Source organism: Candidatus Jordarchaeum sp. (assembly GCF_052745115.1).
Genome location: NZ_JBRAKS010000035.1, coordinates 1 through 17,657, shown reverse-complemented (window position 1 = coordinate 17,657; position 17,657 = coordinate 1). Strand labels below are relative to the sequence as shown.

Annotated in this window: 16 protein-coding genes; 9 read left to right on the top strand and 7 right to left on the bottom strand. The window is 42.4% G+C overall.

Annotated features, from left to right (window positions below):
• The 6 genes from ACUVXA_RS04350 to ACUVXA_RS04325 all read left to right on the top strand — a co-directional run.
• Nucleotides 1-923, top strand: a 923-nt coding sequence (locus tag ACUVXA_RS04350; protein ID WP_445870013.1) for a phenylacetate--CoA ligase family protein, incomplete at its 5' end; no start/stop codon positions are given.
• A gap of 510 nt (nt 924-1,433) precedes the next feature.
• Nucleotides 1,434-2,918, top strand: coding sequence for an FAD-binding oxidoreductase (locus ACUVXA_RS04345; protein WP_445870012.1), 1,485 nt, complete (start codon nt 1,434-1,436; stop codon nt 2,916-2,918).
• Nucleotides 2,919-2,922: 4 nt separating this feature from the next.
• Nucleotides 2,923-4,200 carry a (Fe-S)-binding protein gene (locus tag ACUVXA_RS04340; RefSeq protein WP_445870011.1) on the top strand — a complete coding sequence of 426 codons (1,278 nt, stop codon included), beginning with the start codon at nt 2,923-2,925 and terminating at the stop codon, nt 4,198-4,200.
• Complete coding sequence (locus tag ACUVXA_RS04335) at nt 4,201-5,769, top strand: FAD-binding oxidoreductase (protein WP_445870010.1); 1,569 nt, start codon at nt 4,201-4,203, stop codon at nt 5,767-5,769.
• Nucleotides 5,770-5,869: 100 nt separating this feature from the next.
• On the top strand, nt 5,870-6,289 hold the full coding sequence (locus tag ACUVXA_RS04330) for a TdeIII family type II restriction endonuclease (RefSeq protein WP_445870009.1): 420 nt from the start codon (nt 5,870-5,872) through the stop codon (nt 6,287-6,289).
• Nucleotides 6,283-6,621, top strand: coding sequence for a TdeIII family type II restriction endonuclease (locus tag ACUVXA_RS04325; protein WP_445870016.1), 339 nt, complete (start codon nt 6,283-6,285; stop codon nt 6,619-6,621). The genes ACUVXA_RS04330 and ACUVXA_RS04325 overlap by 7 nt, the downstream gene beginning before the upstream one ends.
• A 21-nt stretch (nt 6,622-6,642) precedes the next feature.
• On the opposite strand, the gene ACUVXA_RS04320 is transcribed toward ACUVXA_RS04325, so the two are convergent.
• Nucleotides 6,643-7,917: a DNA methyltransferase gene (locus tag ACUVXA_RS04320; RefSeq protein WP_445870008.1), complete on the bottom strand. Its 1,275-nt coding sequence runs from the start codon at nt 7,915-7,917 to the stop codon at nt 6,643-6,645.
• A 571-nt stretch (nt 7,918-8,488) separates the two neighbouring features.
• On the opposite strand from ACUVXA_RS04320, the gene ACUVXA_RS04315 reads away from it, so the two are divergent.
• Nucleotides 8,489-9,361 (top strand): CPBP family glutamic-type intramembrane protease, encoded by an 873-nt coding sequence (locus ACUVXA_RS04315; protein ID WP_445870007.1) that lies wholly within the window; start codon nt 8,489-8,491, stop codon nt 9,359-9,361.
• A gap of 77 nt (nt 9,362-9,438) precedes the next feature.
• Here the strand turns inward: ACUVXA_RS04315 and ACUVXA_RS04310 are convergent, their stop codons facing one another.
• The 5 genes from ACUVXA_RS04310 to ACUVXA_RS04290 all read right to left on the bottom strand — a co-directional run bounded on the left by ACUVXA_RS04310 (nt 9,439) and on the right by ACUVXA_RS04290 (nt 13,155).
• A complete protein-coding gene (locus tag ACUVXA_RS04310; protein WP_445870015.1) occupies nt 9,439-9,759 on the bottom strand; it encodes a DUF3795 domain-containing protein in 321 nt (106 codons plus the stop codon).
• A gap of 130 nt (nt 9,760-9,889) precedes the next feature.
• On the bottom strand, nt 9,890-10,315 hold the full coding sequence (locus tag ACUVXA_RS04305) for a type II toxin-antitoxin system VapC family toxin (protein WP_445870006.1): 426 nt from the start codon (nt 10,313-10,315) through the stop codon (nt 9,890-9,892).
• Nucleotides 10,305-10,550 (bottom strand): AbrB/MazE/SpoVT family DNA-binding domain-containing protein, encoded by a 246-nt coding sequence (locus ACUVXA_RS04300; protein WP_445870005.1) that lies wholly within the window; start codon nt 10,548-10,550, stop codon nt 10,305-10,307. Before ACUVXA_RS04300 ends, ACUVXA_RS04305 begins: the two co-directional genes overlap by 11 nt.
• A 332-nt stretch (nt 10,551-10,882) precedes the next feature.
• A complete protein-coding gene (locus ACUVXA_RS04295) occupies nt 10,883-11,701 on the bottom strand; it encodes a DUF362 domain-containing protein (protein WP_445870004.1) in 819 nt (272 codons plus the stop codon).
• Between the two features lie 11 nt (nt 11,702-11,712).
• Nucleotides 11,713-13,155 carry a 4-hydroxyphenylacetate 3-hydroxylase family protein gene (locus tag ACUVXA_RS04290; protein ID WP_445870003.1) on the bottom strand — a complete coding sequence of 481 codons (1,443 nt, stop codon included), beginning with the start codon at nt 13,153-13,155 and terminating at the stop codon, nt 11,713-11,715.
• 167 nt (nt 13,156-13,322) lie between these two features.
• Here ACUVXA_RS04290 and ACUVXA_RS04285 point away from each other — a divergent pair, with 167 nt between their 5' ends.
• Together ACUVXA_RS04285 and ACUVXA_RS04280 are read left to right on the top strand one after the other, a co-directional pair.
• Nucleotides 13,323-14,948, top strand: a complete 1,626-nt coding sequence (locus ACUVXA_RS04285; RefSeq protein ID WP_445870014.1) for a class I adenylate-forming enzyme family protein — start codon at nt 13,323-13,325, stop codon at nt 14,946-14,948.
• Between the two features lie 124 nt (nt 14,949-15,072).
• Nucleotides 15,073-16,698, top strand: a complete 1,626-nt coding sequence (locus tag ACUVXA_RS04280) for a class I adenylate-forming enzyme family protein (RefSeq protein ID WP_445870002.1) — start codon at nt 15,073-15,075, stop codon at nt 16,696-16,698.
• Between the two features lie 178 nt (nt 16,699-16,876).
• Here the strand turns inward: ACUVXA_RS04280 and ACUVXA_RS04275 are convergent.
• Nucleotides 16,877-17,657, bottom strand: a 781-nt coding sequence (locus ACUVXA_RS04275; RefSeq protein WP_445870001.1) for a dihydroxy-acid dehydratase domain-containing protein, incomplete at its 5' end; no start/stop codon positions are given.

The window sequence follows — 17,657 nt, the reverse complement described above, 5'->3', positions numbered from 1 at the left end:
CTCTGGCCGCGGGGTGTGCGGTAGTTGCGGGACATACCGGTTTACCTCACCCCGATTTTCCAATTCATCGGAAACTGGATGACGCAATATGGCTCATGGAAGCCTACAAGTGTACCGGTGCCCTAGGTATAGCGAGCTACATGAGAAGGTTCATTATGAGGGCACAAGAATTAGGAGTAGACTTCTCAAGAGTAAGAGGGATTCACGCTCTGGGTGAGCCTTGCCCAAAGAGCATGAGAGAGGACATGACCAAGAGGCTGGAGGAACTAGGAGCAGATGCTCCACCCATTGGTAACGCTTACGGATTCACCGAGTGTCAGGGTGCGTTCCCAGAGTGTGCCGAACTTGCTGGCTGCCATAACCCTGATCCTAGCCTCTACTTTGTGGAGGTTGTAGATCCTGAAACTGGTGAGCGTAAGGCTGAGGGCGAAGAAGGCCAAGTAGCAGTGACACACCTCAATAGGAGAGGTACAGTACTCCTAAGATACCTGCTAGGGGACGTTGGAAAGGTTACCTATGAACCCTGCCCCCACTGCGGTAGAACAAGTGAGAGGATGATGCTTATCTCCGGCAGCGTTTACACCTTCCGAACAAAGGATCTGGTTAAGCTTAAGGGCACACTAATTAATCCAAGCCTTCTGAATGATGCCATAGAAAATGTGGGGGGAATCATGGAGTACCAAGTTATCTTCACTAAGGTTGACCCGAGCGATCCATACTCATTGGACAAGCTCCTAGTAAAGGTCTATCCAACAGGAGAGGAACCAGCTGAGAAGCTAAAGGCAGGTATTACGAATGCTGTTATTAAAGCAGCTGAGATGAGGCCCGAGATAGAGTTTGTCTCGTCACCATTCGAAATCTTCGATCCCAGAACTTCCCTAAAAGCAACAAGAATCCTGGACCAGAGACCGAAAGTGGAGTGAGCCGAAGCTTTCAGCTATAAGCCGGCAAACCCCTTACTTTTTTAGTTTAACTCCGGTAGGTTTCATATACTTTTTTCTTTTTTCTATATTTGCGGATATTATTTTCCGCATATTTATTTAAAAATTTGGTCAAATATTTTAATTTTTTATATTATTTTGTCTAGAGAAGATCTCCAAACATTGGGAGCAGAAAAGTTGATCGCGGGCTAAGATTCTCCCTACACACCGCAGCAACTCGAGATAAAGAAATTTGACTATATCCTAGAAATAACCGGAAAGGAAAAGGCTAAAATTTTGGGTCAGAATATCATGAAAATATTGAAGATATAAACACAACTTTTTTAAGAATTATTAATTTTTTTTAAAAAAATAAAGATGGCATCTATCAACTAGGGAAGCTATATCATAAGAGATTTATACGATATCTTCCAATTAGAAGATTAATTTACAAATTAATTTGATGCATTGTAATTTGTTTATTTATTAATATAGGGTTTGGAGAGTTTTAACGTGGTTGGAGACCAGTTTCTTAACGAGTTGGTGGAGATTGTTGGCCGGAGTAATGTTTCCCGAGAACCTGAAGTCTTAGATGAGTATTCTAGAGATCTTAGCTTCGCCATTCCAAAAACGGTGTTCTGCGTGGTTTGGCCTCGGAGTGTGGATGAGGTTAGCAGAATCGTGGAATCCGCAGTAAAAGACTCATGTACACTGATACCTGTGAGTTCGGGGACGCCCAGACTGCGGGGAGACACTACTCCAATAGTGGACAATTCAGTCATTGTTGATTTGAGTAAAATGAACAAGATTCTTAGAGTGGATAGAAAAAATAGGGTGGTTATGGTTGAGCCTGGAGTAACCTTTAGCCAGCTTTTATCGGAAGCAAATAAGCATGGTCTTAGATTGTTAATGCCTCTTCTTCCCAAGGCTTCGAAATCGGTTCTTGCTAGTAGCCTTGAAAGGGAACCTGTGACTATGCCTAAATATCACTGGGATTCCTCTGATCCTCTGCTTTGTACTGAGGTAGTTTTTGGCACAGGCGATGTTTTCAGAACCGGTGCCGCTGCGGGTCCCGGAAATCTTGAGGAGCAATTGGAGTCTGGTGGAGCTCAGAAGAGTCCTATGGGTCCTACTCAGTTTGATCCTTTTAGAATTTTACAAGGTGCGCAAGGTACTATGGGCATTGTAACGTGGGCTACTATTAAGTGCGAGATTCTGCCTGATGCTAGGAAGCTTTTCTTCGCTGGTTCGGATTTGCTTGAGGATTTCCTAGATTTTGCGTATAGTGTTCTAAGAAGGAGATTAGGGGACGAACTCTTCATTCTGAACAATGTGAATCTGGCTACTATTTTGAGGAGGGAGAGTGAGGAGATTCTATCCCTTAGGAGAAGTTTGCCCAAATGGATTTTAATTCTCTGCATCTCTGGTCACGGAAAGCTGGCTCAGGACGAATTGGAGTACTTGGAGGGAGACATCAAGGACATTGCTCGGGAGACTGGTGTGAATATATTATCCGAGATTGAGGGAATTTCCAATAAGGAGGTTTTAGATTTACTGGACAAGAGCTGTGAGGAGCCCTACTGGAAACTGCGGTTCCGGGGCGGTTGTCAAGAAGTATTTTTCCTCACAACCCTGGACAAAACTCCTGAGCTTTACAAAACGTTTACCCGAGTAGCCATCCAGGAGAGATACCCATCCGAGGATGTAGGGGTCTATATCCAGCCTCTGGTTCAAGGTTGCAACTGCCACTGTGAGTTTGACATCTACTACAATCCTTCAGACGCAATAGAAGTGAATAGGGCTAAATATTTGTACACGAGAGCAAGTGAAGCTCTCTTGAAAGAAGGGGCTTTCTTTAGTAGACCATATGGGCCTTTCACTGAAGTTGTTTATAGAAACTGCTCCCCGGAAACCGTTGTGGCTCTGAGAAAGGTTAAATCTATTTTCGATCCGAAAAACCTGTTGAATCCGGGAAAACTATGTTTTGGAGGGGTGTAAAAAAATGGAGACGAGTCTTAGTGATTATGATAAGGTGATGGCGGGCTGTATTAGGTGTTCAAACTGCAAGTTCATTCCAGCGTTGCAGGTAAAGAGTCAGAAGTTCTCAGCCATCTGTCCGGCTATTGAGCGATACAATTTCCATGCTTATTCTGGTGGGGGAAAAATGATCATTGGACAGGCAATGCTAAGGAATAGAATCGAGTACACCGATGAGCTGCTAAAAGTGATTTACCGGTGTACTGCCTGTGGGGGCTGTGACATTGCGTGCAAGTTCTTCTTTGAATTAGAGCCCCTCGAAGTGATACAAGAGCTGAGAACGCACTGCGTAGAGAGCGGGGCGGGTCCTATGCCTCAGCACGAAAAGTGGATTGAAAGCATTGACCTAAACCATAACCCTTATGGCGAATCCCACGAAGAGAGACTATCTTGGCTGCCTAAAAATATTGATTTGAAAGAGGGTTCCGATACTGCCTACTTTGTGGGATGCACCACCTCCTACCGGAGAAAAGAGATAGCCCAAGCCACCACAAAAATATTTGACAAATTGGATCTGGAATTCACGATACTTGGCTCCGAGGAGTTTTGTTGCGGTAGCCCCCTAATGAGGATCGGTGACAGAAAAGACGCCCTGGAACTTATGCAAAACAATGTTGAGAAACTCAAGAACCGAGGAATTAAGAGAATTTTAACCAGTTGCGCCGGCTGCTACAGTATGTTCAAAGTGGAGTATCCTAGATACCTTAACACAGACTTTGAAGTCATTCACACCTCAGAGCTCCTAGACAACATGCTCAGAAATGGCAAATTGGAGCTAAATAAAGACGTTCCCCTAAAGGTGACGTACCATGATCCCTGCCATCTGGGAAGAAATTCTGAGCCCTACACACCATGGAAGGGCGAGATGGTGAAGATTGTTTCAAGAATCTATATTCCGGTTCCCCCGAAGGTTATCCGGCGTGGAACAAATGGGGTCTACGAGCCTCCAAGGAATGTTCTGAAAAATATTCCAGGCCTGGAACTGGTGGAGATGGAGAGAATAAAGGAATACGCCTACTGCTGTGGAGCCGGAGGGGGAGTAAAGTCTGCTTTCCCGGATTTTGCTCTCTGGACAGCAAGTAATAGGATTGAGGAGGCTAAAGCCACCGGAGCGGAGGCGTTAGTCTCTTGCTGCCCGTTCTGCGCTACAAACCTTAAGGACGCCATCAGAGAGAAAGGTGAAATAATGGAGTTCTATGACCTAACGGAACTCGTTCTAAAAAGTATGGGAGGAAGTGTATAAATGTTAGATAGAGAGGTTTACAGATCTCTTGAGAAAATTGTGGGAACTGAGAACATTACTGAGGAACCAGGCATCCTTGACACTTATGCCTATCAGTGGTGCACCGAGGTTGAAAAGGCTCTCAGAGGTGAGGAACCCTCACGATTCGGTAACAGACCAGAAGCAGTTGTACTACCTTGCTGCACCAGTGAAGTTCAAGCAATTATGAAGGTTTGTAACCAGTTCGGTATAAAATCTAAGGCTCATAGCACCGGTTTCGGAGTCTGGGGAGCGGTATCCGGACCCGGCGTAATACAGATAGATCTCAGGCGAATGAACAAGATTATTGAGATAAACGAGAAAAACATGTATGCAGTCATTGAACCTTATGTGACCAATGCTCAGCTTCAATCCGAACTTATAAAGAGGGGATTAAACCACCACATGCAGGGAGCGGGACCTCAAACCTCACCTCTAGCAAGTCACACCTCAATGGTGGGACCCGGATTCACATCCGCTAGCACCGGATTTAGTGGTCGCAATGTGCTAGCAGTGGAGTGGGTTCTGCCCACAGGTGAAATTCTGAGATTAGGCTCACTTAACTCTAGCGAGGAATGGTTTAGTGGAGATGGTCCGGGGCCCAGTCTGAGAGGTGTTATGAGGGGATTCATGGGTGCCTATGGTGGTCTCGGTGTGTTTACTAAATCTGCGATAAAGTTATACCCTTGGCCGGGTGCCCGGGAATGGAAGGTGAGTGGTGTTATTCCAAATTATGATTTTGAGATTCCAGCTCTTTGGAAAATGTATGTGCTCAACTTTCCAGACTGGGACTCGTTCGAGAATGCATATTACAGAATTGGAGAAGCTGAGGTCAGCATGATGGCTATGGCTTCTTCCCAGGAAGGATTAGCCACAATGTTTTCCAACACTAGGGAGCAAACCATCGAAAAAATCCTGTCAGAACTGATGACCAAGACTCAGAGATACTTCATCGTACTGGTCACCGCACACACCGAAAGAGAATTCAAGTATCGAACAAAGCTGGTAGAGGAGATAATAAGGGAAACGGGCGGCGAGGATCTGGTTGAAGCGGGTGTGGTGAAACCGCCTTCGATCAGCTATGCTGAAGGTGTTAGAAACATGCTGGGAAGTCATGCTTTCCGCTTCACAAGCTGCTTCCAGAGCACACACGGGGGAATGGACACCATATCCATGGCCATAAATATAGCCAAGGTGAATGTGCCCATTAAACGTAAGTACATAGAGAAGGAGTTAATCGGCGACGACAGAGGAGAGGGCATGTGGATCACCTTCTACGAGCAGGGACACTTCGCACACATGGAGATGCCTACAATATACGACCCCACTGATCCGGAGTCCTGCAGGGGATACGCGGACTACTCGATGGAGTGTAACGAAGCGGACATAGAGCACAGCTTGGGCATCCCGTTCTTCATAGTGGGAGACAGGATGCACGACCTATTTGGTCCACACTGTGGCAATTACCAGAACTGGCTCCGCAAAATAAAAGAAGCTTTCGACCCCAATGGTGTCTCGGATTCGGATCACTACATATCTTCAAAAAAATGAAGAAACATAGCGAAATGAAGATAATCAAAAAAGGTATCTAGATTTAAGAGTCTATTCCAAAGAAATAAAATGGAGTGCGTTTTATTGAGAGTGATCTAAGATGAGAGAGAAAACTCGTAAGGAGGTTGGGCAAACTATTATAGATTTTGCAGAAGCGAGTCTGAGTAAGGTTGAATTCACGATTGAGGAGCTTAAGAGAGCTTTTCCATTTCATGCTATATTCTTCCCTGACGAAGCTTTGAAATCTTTCAAGATCCAGCGAAGTCTGGTAACGAGAATGGGAATGACGCTTTATCCAAAACTGGCTGTTATAATTGCTGAGGATAATTATCAGGATGTACACTGTAATTATCCGATTTCTGGTAGAGCATTGGCGAAGAGAGTAAACATAATGGATCGAATTATAGATGAGCTGCGTTCTGGTAGAAGAAGCCCTAACCATGATAGTGAAATGAAAGAAATATTGTCAGTAACTGGCGGCAAACCGATTAACATATCCATTATTGCTGATTTATTTTAAGTGATTTTAAGCCGGGTCCGCTCTTTCTCGAAATTAAAACGCCTAGACCGAACTTGGATATTTGTGCAGAATCAAAGAAAAAGATGCTTTATTTTCAAGCATTATTTGAAGGTCAGAAACCAGAAGCATATCTTGCTTTTCCTTACAACCCCTTTGTTTATAGAAAAAAATATGACCATAAATTCACTAAGCAAATCATGGACTTAGATAAGGAAGTCTTAATGGGGGAGGAGATGTGGGATAAGATAGGTGGCACTGGAACTTATGAAGAATTGTTGGAAATAGCTGAGGAGGCAAAAAAAGCTATTTTAGAAAAGAAAAAAGCCGTTTAAGAGTTTGGACATGTTTTGATCTTACTCAGCGTCCTCAATTTTCTTAAAGACTAGTATATACTCGTACCTCAGTCGAGCATAGCCGCCGAGAATGGGTCTTCTTATCATTCTGTCCAAGGCAAAACCTGCGCTTTCAGCAAACTCGATGTATTTTTGATGGATTGGCAATTTCTTTTCCTTATACGTAACATCGCCTATTATGGTTATACAGTATCTCTTAGGCTGTAAAACTTTATTCATTTCTTTGAAAGAGCCCATCATATCTTTGTAGTAGTTATCTATTCTTGTTTCACCTTTCCCTCTGAGACCAACCATATCTTTTACCAGAGTCTCTGCGTTAATATTCAAATATGATAAAGCGTGTAAGTCGTTCTTTATGTAGTCCACAGCTATACTATAAGGTGGTGAAGTAATAATTCCGGCGAAGTATTCTTTTGGAAACATTTCGCTTAGCTTTCTTGCGTCTCCTTCCAGTACGTTCTCATTTCCGAGTTGAAAATCAAGCTTTTCCTTTAAGGCTTGGAAATTTTCAACGGTCTTCAATATAGCGTTCAAGTTATTATTGAATCCATCCCACATAGGTTTCTTAATATAGGTGTAATCGGACAAAGCGTACAAATAACATAATTGGTAAAACCTGTAAACTCTATCGTCGGATATTAACTTCGACTCGTTTTCTGCAGTTTTAACATACGTTTCAAGATTTGAAGCCTTTACGAGAGTCCCTTCTAATTTTCTGTTAAAATAGTGGAATATCTTTTCCCTAGGAACCGATTCTAGCATTTCGGCTGTGAAATCCAATAGTTCGCATTTTACTTTTGACAGCAACGTACATATGGGATTAATATCCACACCCCAACTGTCCACACCTATTGTCTTGGCTTCAATAAGTGTCGTCCCACTACCAACAAAGGGATCTAGAAGCCTATCTTCTCCCTTAAGACCCATCCAGTTGATAAGAGCTTTTATCATTTGAGGATGGAACTTCGCCTTGTACGGATAAAACCAATGGGTTAAATACTGGCTAGTTCTGCCAATTTGACCCTTCCCTTTAATATTTGAAATATAGTAGTGAAATGTTTTTTCCCCGTTGACTTCCTCAAAATAAGCGCTCCGTTTTCTAAAAGCCTCTAAATCCTCCCACCAACTTGATAACTCCATCTTAGCGAGCAGAGCTTCATAGATAGAGCCAACATCATCAAAAAGTTTAACATCGATAGATTTCGGTATACCATTAAGAATCCAATCCATTATAGGTTCAGCCATGCACCTTGTTGTCTCTTGATCTTCGACCATTCTTACTTACCTCAACCTTTTTCGGCACACCATTTCGGCACCAATTTCCCCGATAATGGGTTACTTTTTCTGCTTTTTTAGATAAGTGTGAACAATACCTACTAAACTATTTATTCATAAATTCTTTGTTGAAATGAAAATATAAATCCCGCGGAAGGTTTACGCTCTGAATCGATAGGATACTGAAGCGATAGCAAAAATAACACCCGAGCGGGCAATTCAAGCCCATGTAAAATTATTTGGATGTGTTCTAATAACGATGGAATACAACGAAGCTGACATAAAATACGGTTTGGACATCAATTTTTCGTCGTGGGAGATAAGATGCACGATATGTTCGGTCCAAACTGAGGCAACTACCAGAACTGGCTAGGCAAAATAAAAGAAGCGTTCGATCCCAATAGCGTTTCGAATTCGGATCACAACATATCATTTAAAAAAATAGAAGAATCGCTTTCAAATAGCAACAGCGAAGTTTAGCTATCATCAAACAGATAATAATATATAGGATAAAGGAAAAATCACCTATCAAATTCATAAACTAGATTTTATTAGTCTAGTGAAATTAGTCTTGGAGACGTCTATTGTGGTTTCCAGGTTTTCGATTTGGATCGGACAACATTCGGTTGCTGCCTACTTCATAGTGGCTTATATTATTACGTGGATGGGTGTATTACCCTTGGTTGCTTCCGCTCAGGGCATCATTAACATTCAGTTATTTCCTAATCTGCATATTATTGGAGCCTTCGGACCTTTTTTAGCAGCATTTATTGTTACAACAATTATTGGTGGACGGCAAGGCATCGGTGAATTGTTTGGAAGGATGTTGCGCTGGCGTGTAGGAATCACTTGGATTCTGATCGCCGTGTTCAGTCCGGTAGCCATCTTCACCCTTTCAGCGGCCCTCGCTTATGTTTTTTGGCCTACGTGGTCGGATTTGGGACAGTTACTTGAAGCATTTTGTTCGTATCTTCGGGATCTCACGGTAGGGGTTGGCACAACCATGTGGCTCATAAGCAGTGTAATCGTCTCTTTTTCCTATGGTTTTCTGGAAGAACCGGGGTGGCGGGGATTTGCTCTGCCTAGGCTTCAAAAGGCCCGCAGCGCTAGAACGGCTACGGTTATTCTAGCCATATTCTGGGGTCTCTGGCACTTGCCATTTTTCTTCTATAGATTTGATTTCCAGATATTTACTATTATTGGATTCTTTGTGAGTTTATTGTTTGGTGCAATCTGGCTGACCTTTTTGTATAACAGTACAGGTGGGAGCATCTTGATGGTCTCTTTGTGGCACACTTTCTGGAACATCGTAGTTATCCTCGGTCCGAGCATTTCGGGCAATATTGTTTTTCTAATGAACATTATGGTAATCATCATCGCAGTCGTCGCTCTGAGAATTGGTGGGCCCGAAAAACTTTCCACCAAGGACAAACACATTATCTAAAAATAATAATATATTCATAATAAGACAGCAATAAGTGAAAAAAAGGTTTCAAGTACTAACCTGTATAAAATTAATATTTATTCTGCCTTTTCTTTAAGCCATTTAGTTAATCCAATTTTCTTCCTTCCTATGAGAGCATTTTTTCTCGTAATAGCCGATTGCTTTGCCTGCTCAGGACTCATAGAAGAATCGTTTAACTCCATCTCAAGAAAAGTTTTACACGGAAATTTATCGCATAAACCACAGTGCTCTAACTTTTCCCTGTTCACACAACAATCATATAAAGGGCAAACTTCAACCTTCATGAATTCTATCCAGAATGGTTTTCCTTCCAGATATTCACAGCCCACACATTTTTCCTTATAGTATTCGCAGTTTCCACAGTAAAGCCCACATATTGTAGCTAATTTTTTATCTACATTAAATTCAACTCTATTCTAGTTTTCAGATTCTAATCTTGTATTATTTCAATTTTATGTCCTAGAATGATAAAATAAGACGTGAAAAATTTTTAATGGGGAAGTAGAATTATTCTTCCAAAATGGTTAATCGCATTATGCCTGAGATTCCGTCGAAACCACTGTCGAAACTGTATATTGTTTTAATTTTTAGGTCTCTCATTACAGCTACAGTAATGGCGTCGGTGAAACTCAATCTTTCATACATTTTAAATATTTGTATTCCCGCTTCAAAGTGTTTATTCTCAACTTTTATAATTGTTAGTTTGGGAGAGGAAAGTAAGATGTCTAAGATTTCGATGGAAGCATTTGTGCCCATTTTTTTTCTAACAAATGTGACAAGTTCATCAAGAATATAATCAGTGATTACAGGTTTTCCCAAGGTACCTTCTTCAACGCTATTAACTATTTCTTTACCCTCTTTGTGATGTTTTTCTTTTAGGAAGGCTGCTGCGATGAAAACTGTAGTATCTAGGAAAGGATTTTTAATGTTCACCGCTGGCTACCTCATCGTGTTCTAAGGCAGAATCAAATCCCTTTTCGGTATCGTATTTTCCGATTAGGTCTGTAAGCCTGGCGTTTTTCTTTAAGGGCCTAATAAAAATTTCTTCACCGGTATCTATCCATACGATTTCGTCCCCAGGCTCCAAACCATGTCTCTCCCTAGTTTCAGAGGGCACAGCGACCTGATACCCCTTCGAAATTCTCAATTTTTTAATAACTACAGCCACAGTAAACACCATGAATTAATAAAGAAATCATGAAATAAATACTTTTTCATGATTTAAAAAGAACAAGAAACATGCATCCATTTTATTCAGTAAAAACTCAGAATAAAAAAGATAAAAGGTGCCAAAAAGGGGTTAAAAAAGGAATTGGACCCAAAAGAACAGAACCACCCCCTTGGTGAAAACTAGGGAAGACTGAATATATGTGGTTTAATAGTATAGATTCTTCGTTTAAAACCATACTTATTTAGAAATATGTCCTTCACATCAACACTTTAAAGCTCTTAAAAAGTGGAGGATTTTAGAAGTGATTATTTTTTGGAAAATGGGTTGACTCATTTTAATTCTCTAACATTTATTTTTTCCAGATCCGCTATACCCAAACCCTTTTCCTGCGCCAGTTTCAGGTGTTTTATGGAAAGTGGGTCAATCCCTAATATATTTGCGCCTACTGCATCAGCTGCCACAGGATCTTGGGAGAGTATCATTACATTGAATTTTTTGGTTTCTCCCCCTAGTTCTCCTCTTACGTTTCCCTCTATTCCATCTATTATGGCCAGGTCTGGGGCTTTGTAGAGATTTATGTCTACTATACTTTGGTGTATTCCCTTACTGTGAAATCTTCCCTTGTGTCCACCGATGGTCGCTCCCAGCATATTTTTGACCGAGAGGGTGACGCCGGCTTCGCCGTGTACTTTTAATACCGCAGCCGAAACCAGATAGCAGTCCTTTAATGTTAGGGGGAATTCGTATTCTTTTAGCACCATAGTCTTAGGGTTTTTTAATTTTTCATACTGGTCGTTGTTTAGGTCCACCAGTTTTACTCCGTATTTTTCGGCTAATTGCTTGTATCCTCGGTCTCGGTATGCTATGTTTGTGTCCGCCCATCCCGACCCCTCTGCTATGATGATTTCTTTGTTGAATTTTTTGAGGTTCTTGATTATGGCTTCCACTGTTTTTGCGGAGGTGGTTGTAGGATGAGGTTTATTTCCTATGAGGTTGGGTTTTATTACGATTTTTTTCTGAGGAATTTTAAGGTCCAGTTCCCCGAAACCAGTGGTTACCATTTTTTCCGAATTATTGCCTCTAACAACTATCACCAGGGAACTGGATTTGATCTGTTTAAGGCTTGAATTCATTATGCTTTGGGTCATTTTTATCATTGTTACTTTATTCCGGCTACCCTTTTGGCTCTTTCCTTATACTCCTGGAGCTGGTTCTGGTATTCTCCGTAGATTATCATTCTTTGTGCTTGGAGTGATCCTTCACCATGTAGTGCTAGGACTTCTATTCCTCCTCCGATGTCGGAGGCCATCCAGATTCTTATGAGTTGCAGCATTCGTAATCTGTGTTCTGTGGGTATTCCTTTCTTGCCTCCCAGATACTTGTCTATGTAATCTTTTAATTCAAGGTTTTGGTAGTCCAGATAAGTCGGTGCAGTAACCAAAATTCCCCCACACAGGTCTTGTACCCATTTAACGAAGTTATGGTAGTTTTCGGCAAAGTGATATTTTGAAATGTTGCTGATCACTGGGTTGGGTACTGCTATTCCGCCATGCATCACGGGGTCGCTGCAGGAGGCTTTGGCTAGAGATTTTAACATCTCCAAGTATATTATCATGTTAGTTATTTTTTCTCGGACATGGGAAATGCGGTCGATTCCATTATACTCCGCTATGGCTTGAGCCATTCCCAGTTGTAGTTCGGTTAAAGCGATTCGATAGCAGGATGCAGTGTGTCTGTGGAAGAACGAGAAATTATAGGCAATGGTTCCAGCATATTGCCATTCACCACAGAGAAAAACCCTTTCCCAAGGTATAAAAACGTCGTCAAATACTAGTAGGGACTCGGTGTGCATTCTTATGGGAACATCCACCGGAAACTCCAATGGGCTTTGCTCGTACCTAAGAGGGTGACATATGTGTTTCAACCCCTTAGCGTTTCCAGGAACCGCAAAGCACACAGCATAGTCCTTGTCACCTTCCCTCATGGCTCTGCAGGGCAGAACGAGGGTATCGTCGGAGTATGCCGAAGCGGTTATGTGCACTTTCGCGCCCCTTACTATTATTCCTTCATCATTTTGATCCACTACTCGAACATAGAAATCAGGATGGGTCTGATCAGGAGAGGACGGGTGTAAGCTTCTATCTCCTTTTACATCGGTCATTCCGCAGGCTATACTCAAATCTTTTTTTCTAACATGTTCGTAGTAATCAGTAATTCTCTCAATGTATTCCTCCTTTCCCATTACTTGGGAAGTTACCCAAATAGCGTTCAGACAGTCGCCAGCCACATCCTTGGTAAAGGGTATTACTCCATCACCCAGCCGGGTTGCAGTAACTATTAGTTCATGTCTTTTAAGGAGATCTTCCGCGGTTTTGGGAAGATAATAGTGTCTGCTTATTGGTTCCCCGGTTTCGGGGTGTTTTGCTACTGCCAAGTCCCGGTACTTGGGGTGCTCAGCCATTTCATAGTCAACCGCAGCGGTTTCCACCCCCACTTTCAGCATGGGATGGGTGGTTACATCATTCACTTTTTCTCCAAGGATCCAGACTTGTCGACCATCTCTTAAACCTTCTTTATATTGATTTACAGTTCTCAAACCCATAAAATATCATCTCCCAGATTGAAAATTCTTTTCAACTTATAGGTACTTTAATCTTTTCCATAATTTAATTTATAATAGAATTTTTTAAGACTCAACAAACGATAAGATTTAAATATTTAAAGAATTAATAAACGCAAACAAATCTGGTGGAAAAGGAGGTATGAAAAATTAGAACTTTTAAGGGAGGTCACCTTTATTATCCTGAAATTCCTTTTTTCGGAATTTTAGACGACACCGTTGAAAGATATCCCGATAAGCACGCTTTTCTTTATCCAAGAGAAATGACTTTCAGAGAGTTTGGTGAATCTGTAGATAGAATAGCCACCGCCCTAGCGGATATGGAAGTTAAGAAAGGTGATAGAGTTATGCTCTTTTCACCTAACAGCATCGAATGGGAGATTGCTTGCTTCGGAATATCTAAGGCTGGTGGAGTCATAGTTAGTATGAACCCAATGTTCAAAGAATCAGAGGTAGAGTATCAGGTTAACGACGCTCAAGCAGAAACCATAATCGTCAGTGAGGGAAACTACCCGGTTGTTAAGAATGTTCTTGATAAAACCGGACTAAAGAGAATAATTGTAATCGGTGAGAAGCAGCCAGACACCTTTTCCTTTAACAAGCTTTTAAAAAAGTATAAGCCAAAACCACCCAAATACAAGTATAATGTTAAGGAGGATCTAGGCGCGCTCATTTATTCTAGTGGAACTACCGGACTGCCAAAGGGGGCAATGTGGACACACTATAATCTAATTGCTAATACCTTACAATGGTCCAGCCACACCGACTTTAACGAAACAGACGTTTTTATAATACTGATTCCACTCTACCATATTTTCGGATTCATTCTTTCAATGGCCATGTCTGTTCTGAACGGTGCCCCTCAGGTTATGATGGCTGGTTTCAATCTAGCAGAGTGGTGCGAACTGGTGGAAAAATACCAGGTAACGTATAGTCTCTGTGTTCCGCCTCTACTAAACGCTATAGTGAGATGGCTTGAGATTCCCGAAGTAAAAGGATATGATTGGAGCTCCTTACATGTGATGGGTAATGGTGCAGCACCCGTACCTACTGAACTCGTTGAAAAATTTGAGAAACTGGCGAAGGAAAAATGTAAATGTTCAGACGATCTTCTAGTCGGCGTCGGCTGGGGATGTTCTGAGTGTGGTGTAGCAACGGCGGCACCCTTTCATAAGAATAAAATAGAAACAGCTGGAGTACTCATGCCAGACACCCAACTCAAGATAATCGATGTCTTGTCGGATGAAGAGATAACCGAACCGAACAAGATGGGAGAAATCGCTCTAAGAGGTCCCATGATTTTTAAGGGATATTGGAATAAGCCGGAAAACACGGAGCTGGCTTTCTGGACTGATCCCAAAACAAAACTAGAATGGTTCCGAACTGGTGACGTTGCCACTGTGGATGAGGAAGGATACGTGACCATTGTTGACCGAATGAAGGAGATGATAAAGTACAAGGGCTACGCCGTGGCACCCGCTGAACTCGAAGATCTATTATTCAAAAACCCCAAGGTACTGGACGCAGCTGTAATACCTAAACCAGAATCTAAGGGGGCGGTCGGAGAAATTCCGAAGGCCTTCATAGTTCCTAAACCAGAGTATAAGAAGGACATAACCGAAAAAGAGATAATCGACTGGGTGGCTGAGAGAATAGCACCATACAAGAAGATTAGAGAAGTGGAGTTTATTGACCAAATTCCGAGAGTTCTCAGCGGTAAAATTTTGAGAAGAGATCTGATAAAAAGAGAACGCGAAAAAATGGGACTAGCATAATACTAATATACCAATATCTAATAGACCTTTTCTCTAAATGTGTTAAATATGTTTAAATGAAAAATAAAATATAAGTATTTGAAAAGTAAAAACTTTATAGTAAATGGTTAAGGAGAGACTGTGAATGAAAATTTATAAGGGAGGCCACCTTTACTACCCCGAAATTCCCTTCTTCGGAATTTTAGATGACACAGTGGGAAGATTCCCGGACAGATACGCTTTTCTGCACCCGAAAAAAATAACCTATAAAGAGTTCGGTGAATCCGTGGACAGAATAGCCACTGCCCTAGCAGACATCGGAGTTAGAAAGGGTGACAGGGTAATAATTTATTCACCCAACTGCATCGAATGGGAGATTGCTTGCTACGGAATATCCAAAGCTGGAGGCATCTTCGTTCCAATGAACCCTATGTTCCGAGAGTTCGAAGTGGAATACGAGATTAAAGACGCCGAGGCAGAGACCATAATAATCCATGAGGGCATGTACCCGATTGTTAAGGGTGTTAAGGATAAAACAGGGCTAAAAAACATAATAGTCATTGGGCAGAAACAGCCGGACACATATTCCTTCAGCGAACTATTAGAAAAATACGAGCCCAAGCCACCAAGATATGAGTATGATGTTAAGGAGGATCTGGCCACACTCTTGTATACAAGTGGAACCACGGGACTACCCAAAGGGTCAATGCTCACGCACTATAATATGGTTGCCAACACTATTCAATGGTCCAGCCACACCGACTTTAACGAAACAGATGTTTTCATAATACTCATTCCGCTCTACCACATCTTTGGCCTCGCACTATCCATGAACCTTACCATTTGGAACGGTGGGGCACAGGTGGTAATGTCCGGCTTCAATTTGGCAGAATGGTGCGAACTGGTGGAGAAGTACCAAGTAACCTACAGCCTCTGCGTGCCCCCTCTACTTAACTTAATAGTGAGGCATCTTGAGAACCCGGAAGTAGAGGGTTACGATTGGACTTCTTTCCACGTAATGGCTAACGGAGCGGCACCGGTTCCCACAGAACTCGCTATAAAGTTTGAAAAGCTAGCGAAGGAAAAGTGCAAAGGAACCGAGGATCTTTTAGTGGGACAGGGCTGGGGGCTCTCTGAAGCTGCTCCAGTAGCAGCGAATCCCTTTCACAGAAATAGACTAGAAACTCAGGGAATACTCATGGCGGACACCGATCACAAGATAGTCGACGTCTTGACAGATGAGGAGCTACCAGAACCGGGTCAGATGGGAGAAATAGTGATTAGGGGTCCCCAGGTTTTTAAAGGATACTGGAAGAAGCCGGAAGCCACCGAGCAATCTTTCTGGACTGATCCCAAAACAGGATTGAAATGGTTCCGAACGGGTGATGTGGCCTTCATAGATGAGGAAGGATACGAACATCTTGTGGACAGGATGAAAGAGATGATAAAGTATAAGGGCTACGCTGTGGCACCCGCTGAACTTGAGGACCTACTCTTCAAGCACCCCAAGGTATTGGACTGCGCCGTGATACCGAAGCCGGCACCCGACCAAGCGCTCGGAGAAATTCCCAAAGCCTTCATAGTACCCAAACCGGAGTATAAAGGTAAAATAACCGAGCAGGAGATAATCGACTGGGTGGCTGAGAGAATAGCGGCCTATAAAAAAATTAGAGAAGTGGAGTTTATTGAAGGCATCCCCAGAGTCATAACAGGAAAGATACTGAGAAGAGACCTCATAAAGAGGGAAAGAGAGAAAATGGGATTAAAATAAAAAAACAGAGGTAAAATGCATTTTTATCTGTAATCTTTTTTTCCTTAGTTATCAAGTCAATAAATTGGCTACCTATAGGAGACTTGGTTTATTGAGTTTTTCACTTCAGCATGGATGAAATTTTAGTATAGGAATCCTGCGCCTTTCGAGGTGGGTTTAACAATCTTTGAGTACACGTCTAGAACTCCTTTCTTGACCTTGGGCTCTGGGGCTTCCATTTTTTCAATCTTTCCTGCAGTTCTTTTTCTGGAATTTTTAAGTCGAGTCTGCGGTTTGGTATATCTATCGAAATAATGTCCCCGTCTTTTACCACCGCTATGGGTCCACCATTCATAGCTTCGGGGTCCACATGTCCAATGCAGGGTCCCCTAGTGGCACCTGAGAATCTACCATCAGTGACTATAGCAACACTGTTTCCGAGACCGGTACCTATCAATGCTGCGGTTGGCTTGAGCATCTCTTTCATTCCGGGACCTCCCCTTGGTCCCTCGTATCTTATCACTATGACTTCTCCTGAACTTATTTTGCGTCCCATAATTGCATCTAAAGCATCTTCCTCAGCGTTAAAAACTCTGGCTTTACCTTCAAACTTTAACATACCGGGATCCACGCCAGCTTGTTTGACTACTGCGCCGTCTGGTGCTAGTGTTCCTTTTAGTATTGCGAGCCCTCCCTCTTTGTGAACCGGACCACTTTTCGGCCTAATCACCTCGCTATTCACCACAACAGCATCCTTAATGTTTTCACCAAGAGTTTTTCCAGTAACTGTCATTACATTGAGATGAATATCGTCTCCTAATTCCTTGAGCACAGCGGGTACTCCACCAGCCTCATCCAGTTCCTGCACAGTATAGGGTCCACTTGGATCCATGTTGCAAAGGTGTGGAGTCTCTTTGCCCAGTTTGTCAAATAATTCCAAGGGTATCTCTATGCCTACTTGGTCTGCTATTGCTGGGAGG

Coding starts and splice junctions, on each gene's coding strand:
- ACUVXA_RS04340 (WP_445870011.1), top strand. CDS start 2,923: ATGGAGACGAGTCTTAGTGATTATGATAAGGTGATGGCGGGCTGTATT.
- ACUVXA_RS04335 (WP_445870010.1), top strand. CDS start 4,201: ATGTTAGATAGAGAGGTTTACAGATCTCTTGAGAAAATTGTGGGAACT.
- ACUVXA_RS04330 (WP_445870009.1), top strand. CDS start 5,870: ATGAGAGAGAAAACTCGTAAGGAGGTTGGGCAAACTATTATAGATTTT.
- ACUVXA_RS04320 (WP_445870008.1), bottom strand. CDS start 7,917: ATGGTCGAAGATCAAGAGACAACAAGGTGCATGGCTGAACCTATAATG.
- ACUVXA_RS04295 (WP_445870004.1), bottom strand. CDS start 11,701: ATGACCCAAAGCATAATGAATTCAAGCCTTAAACAGATCAAATCCAGT.
- ACUVXA_RS04290 (WP_445870003.1), bottom strand. CDS start 13,155: ATGGGTTTGAGAACTGTAAATCAATATAAAGAAGGTTTAAGAGATGGT.
- ACUVXA_RS04280 (WP_445870002.1), top strand. CDS start 15,073: ATGAAAATTTATAAGGGAGGCCACCTTTACTACCCCGAAATTCCCTTC.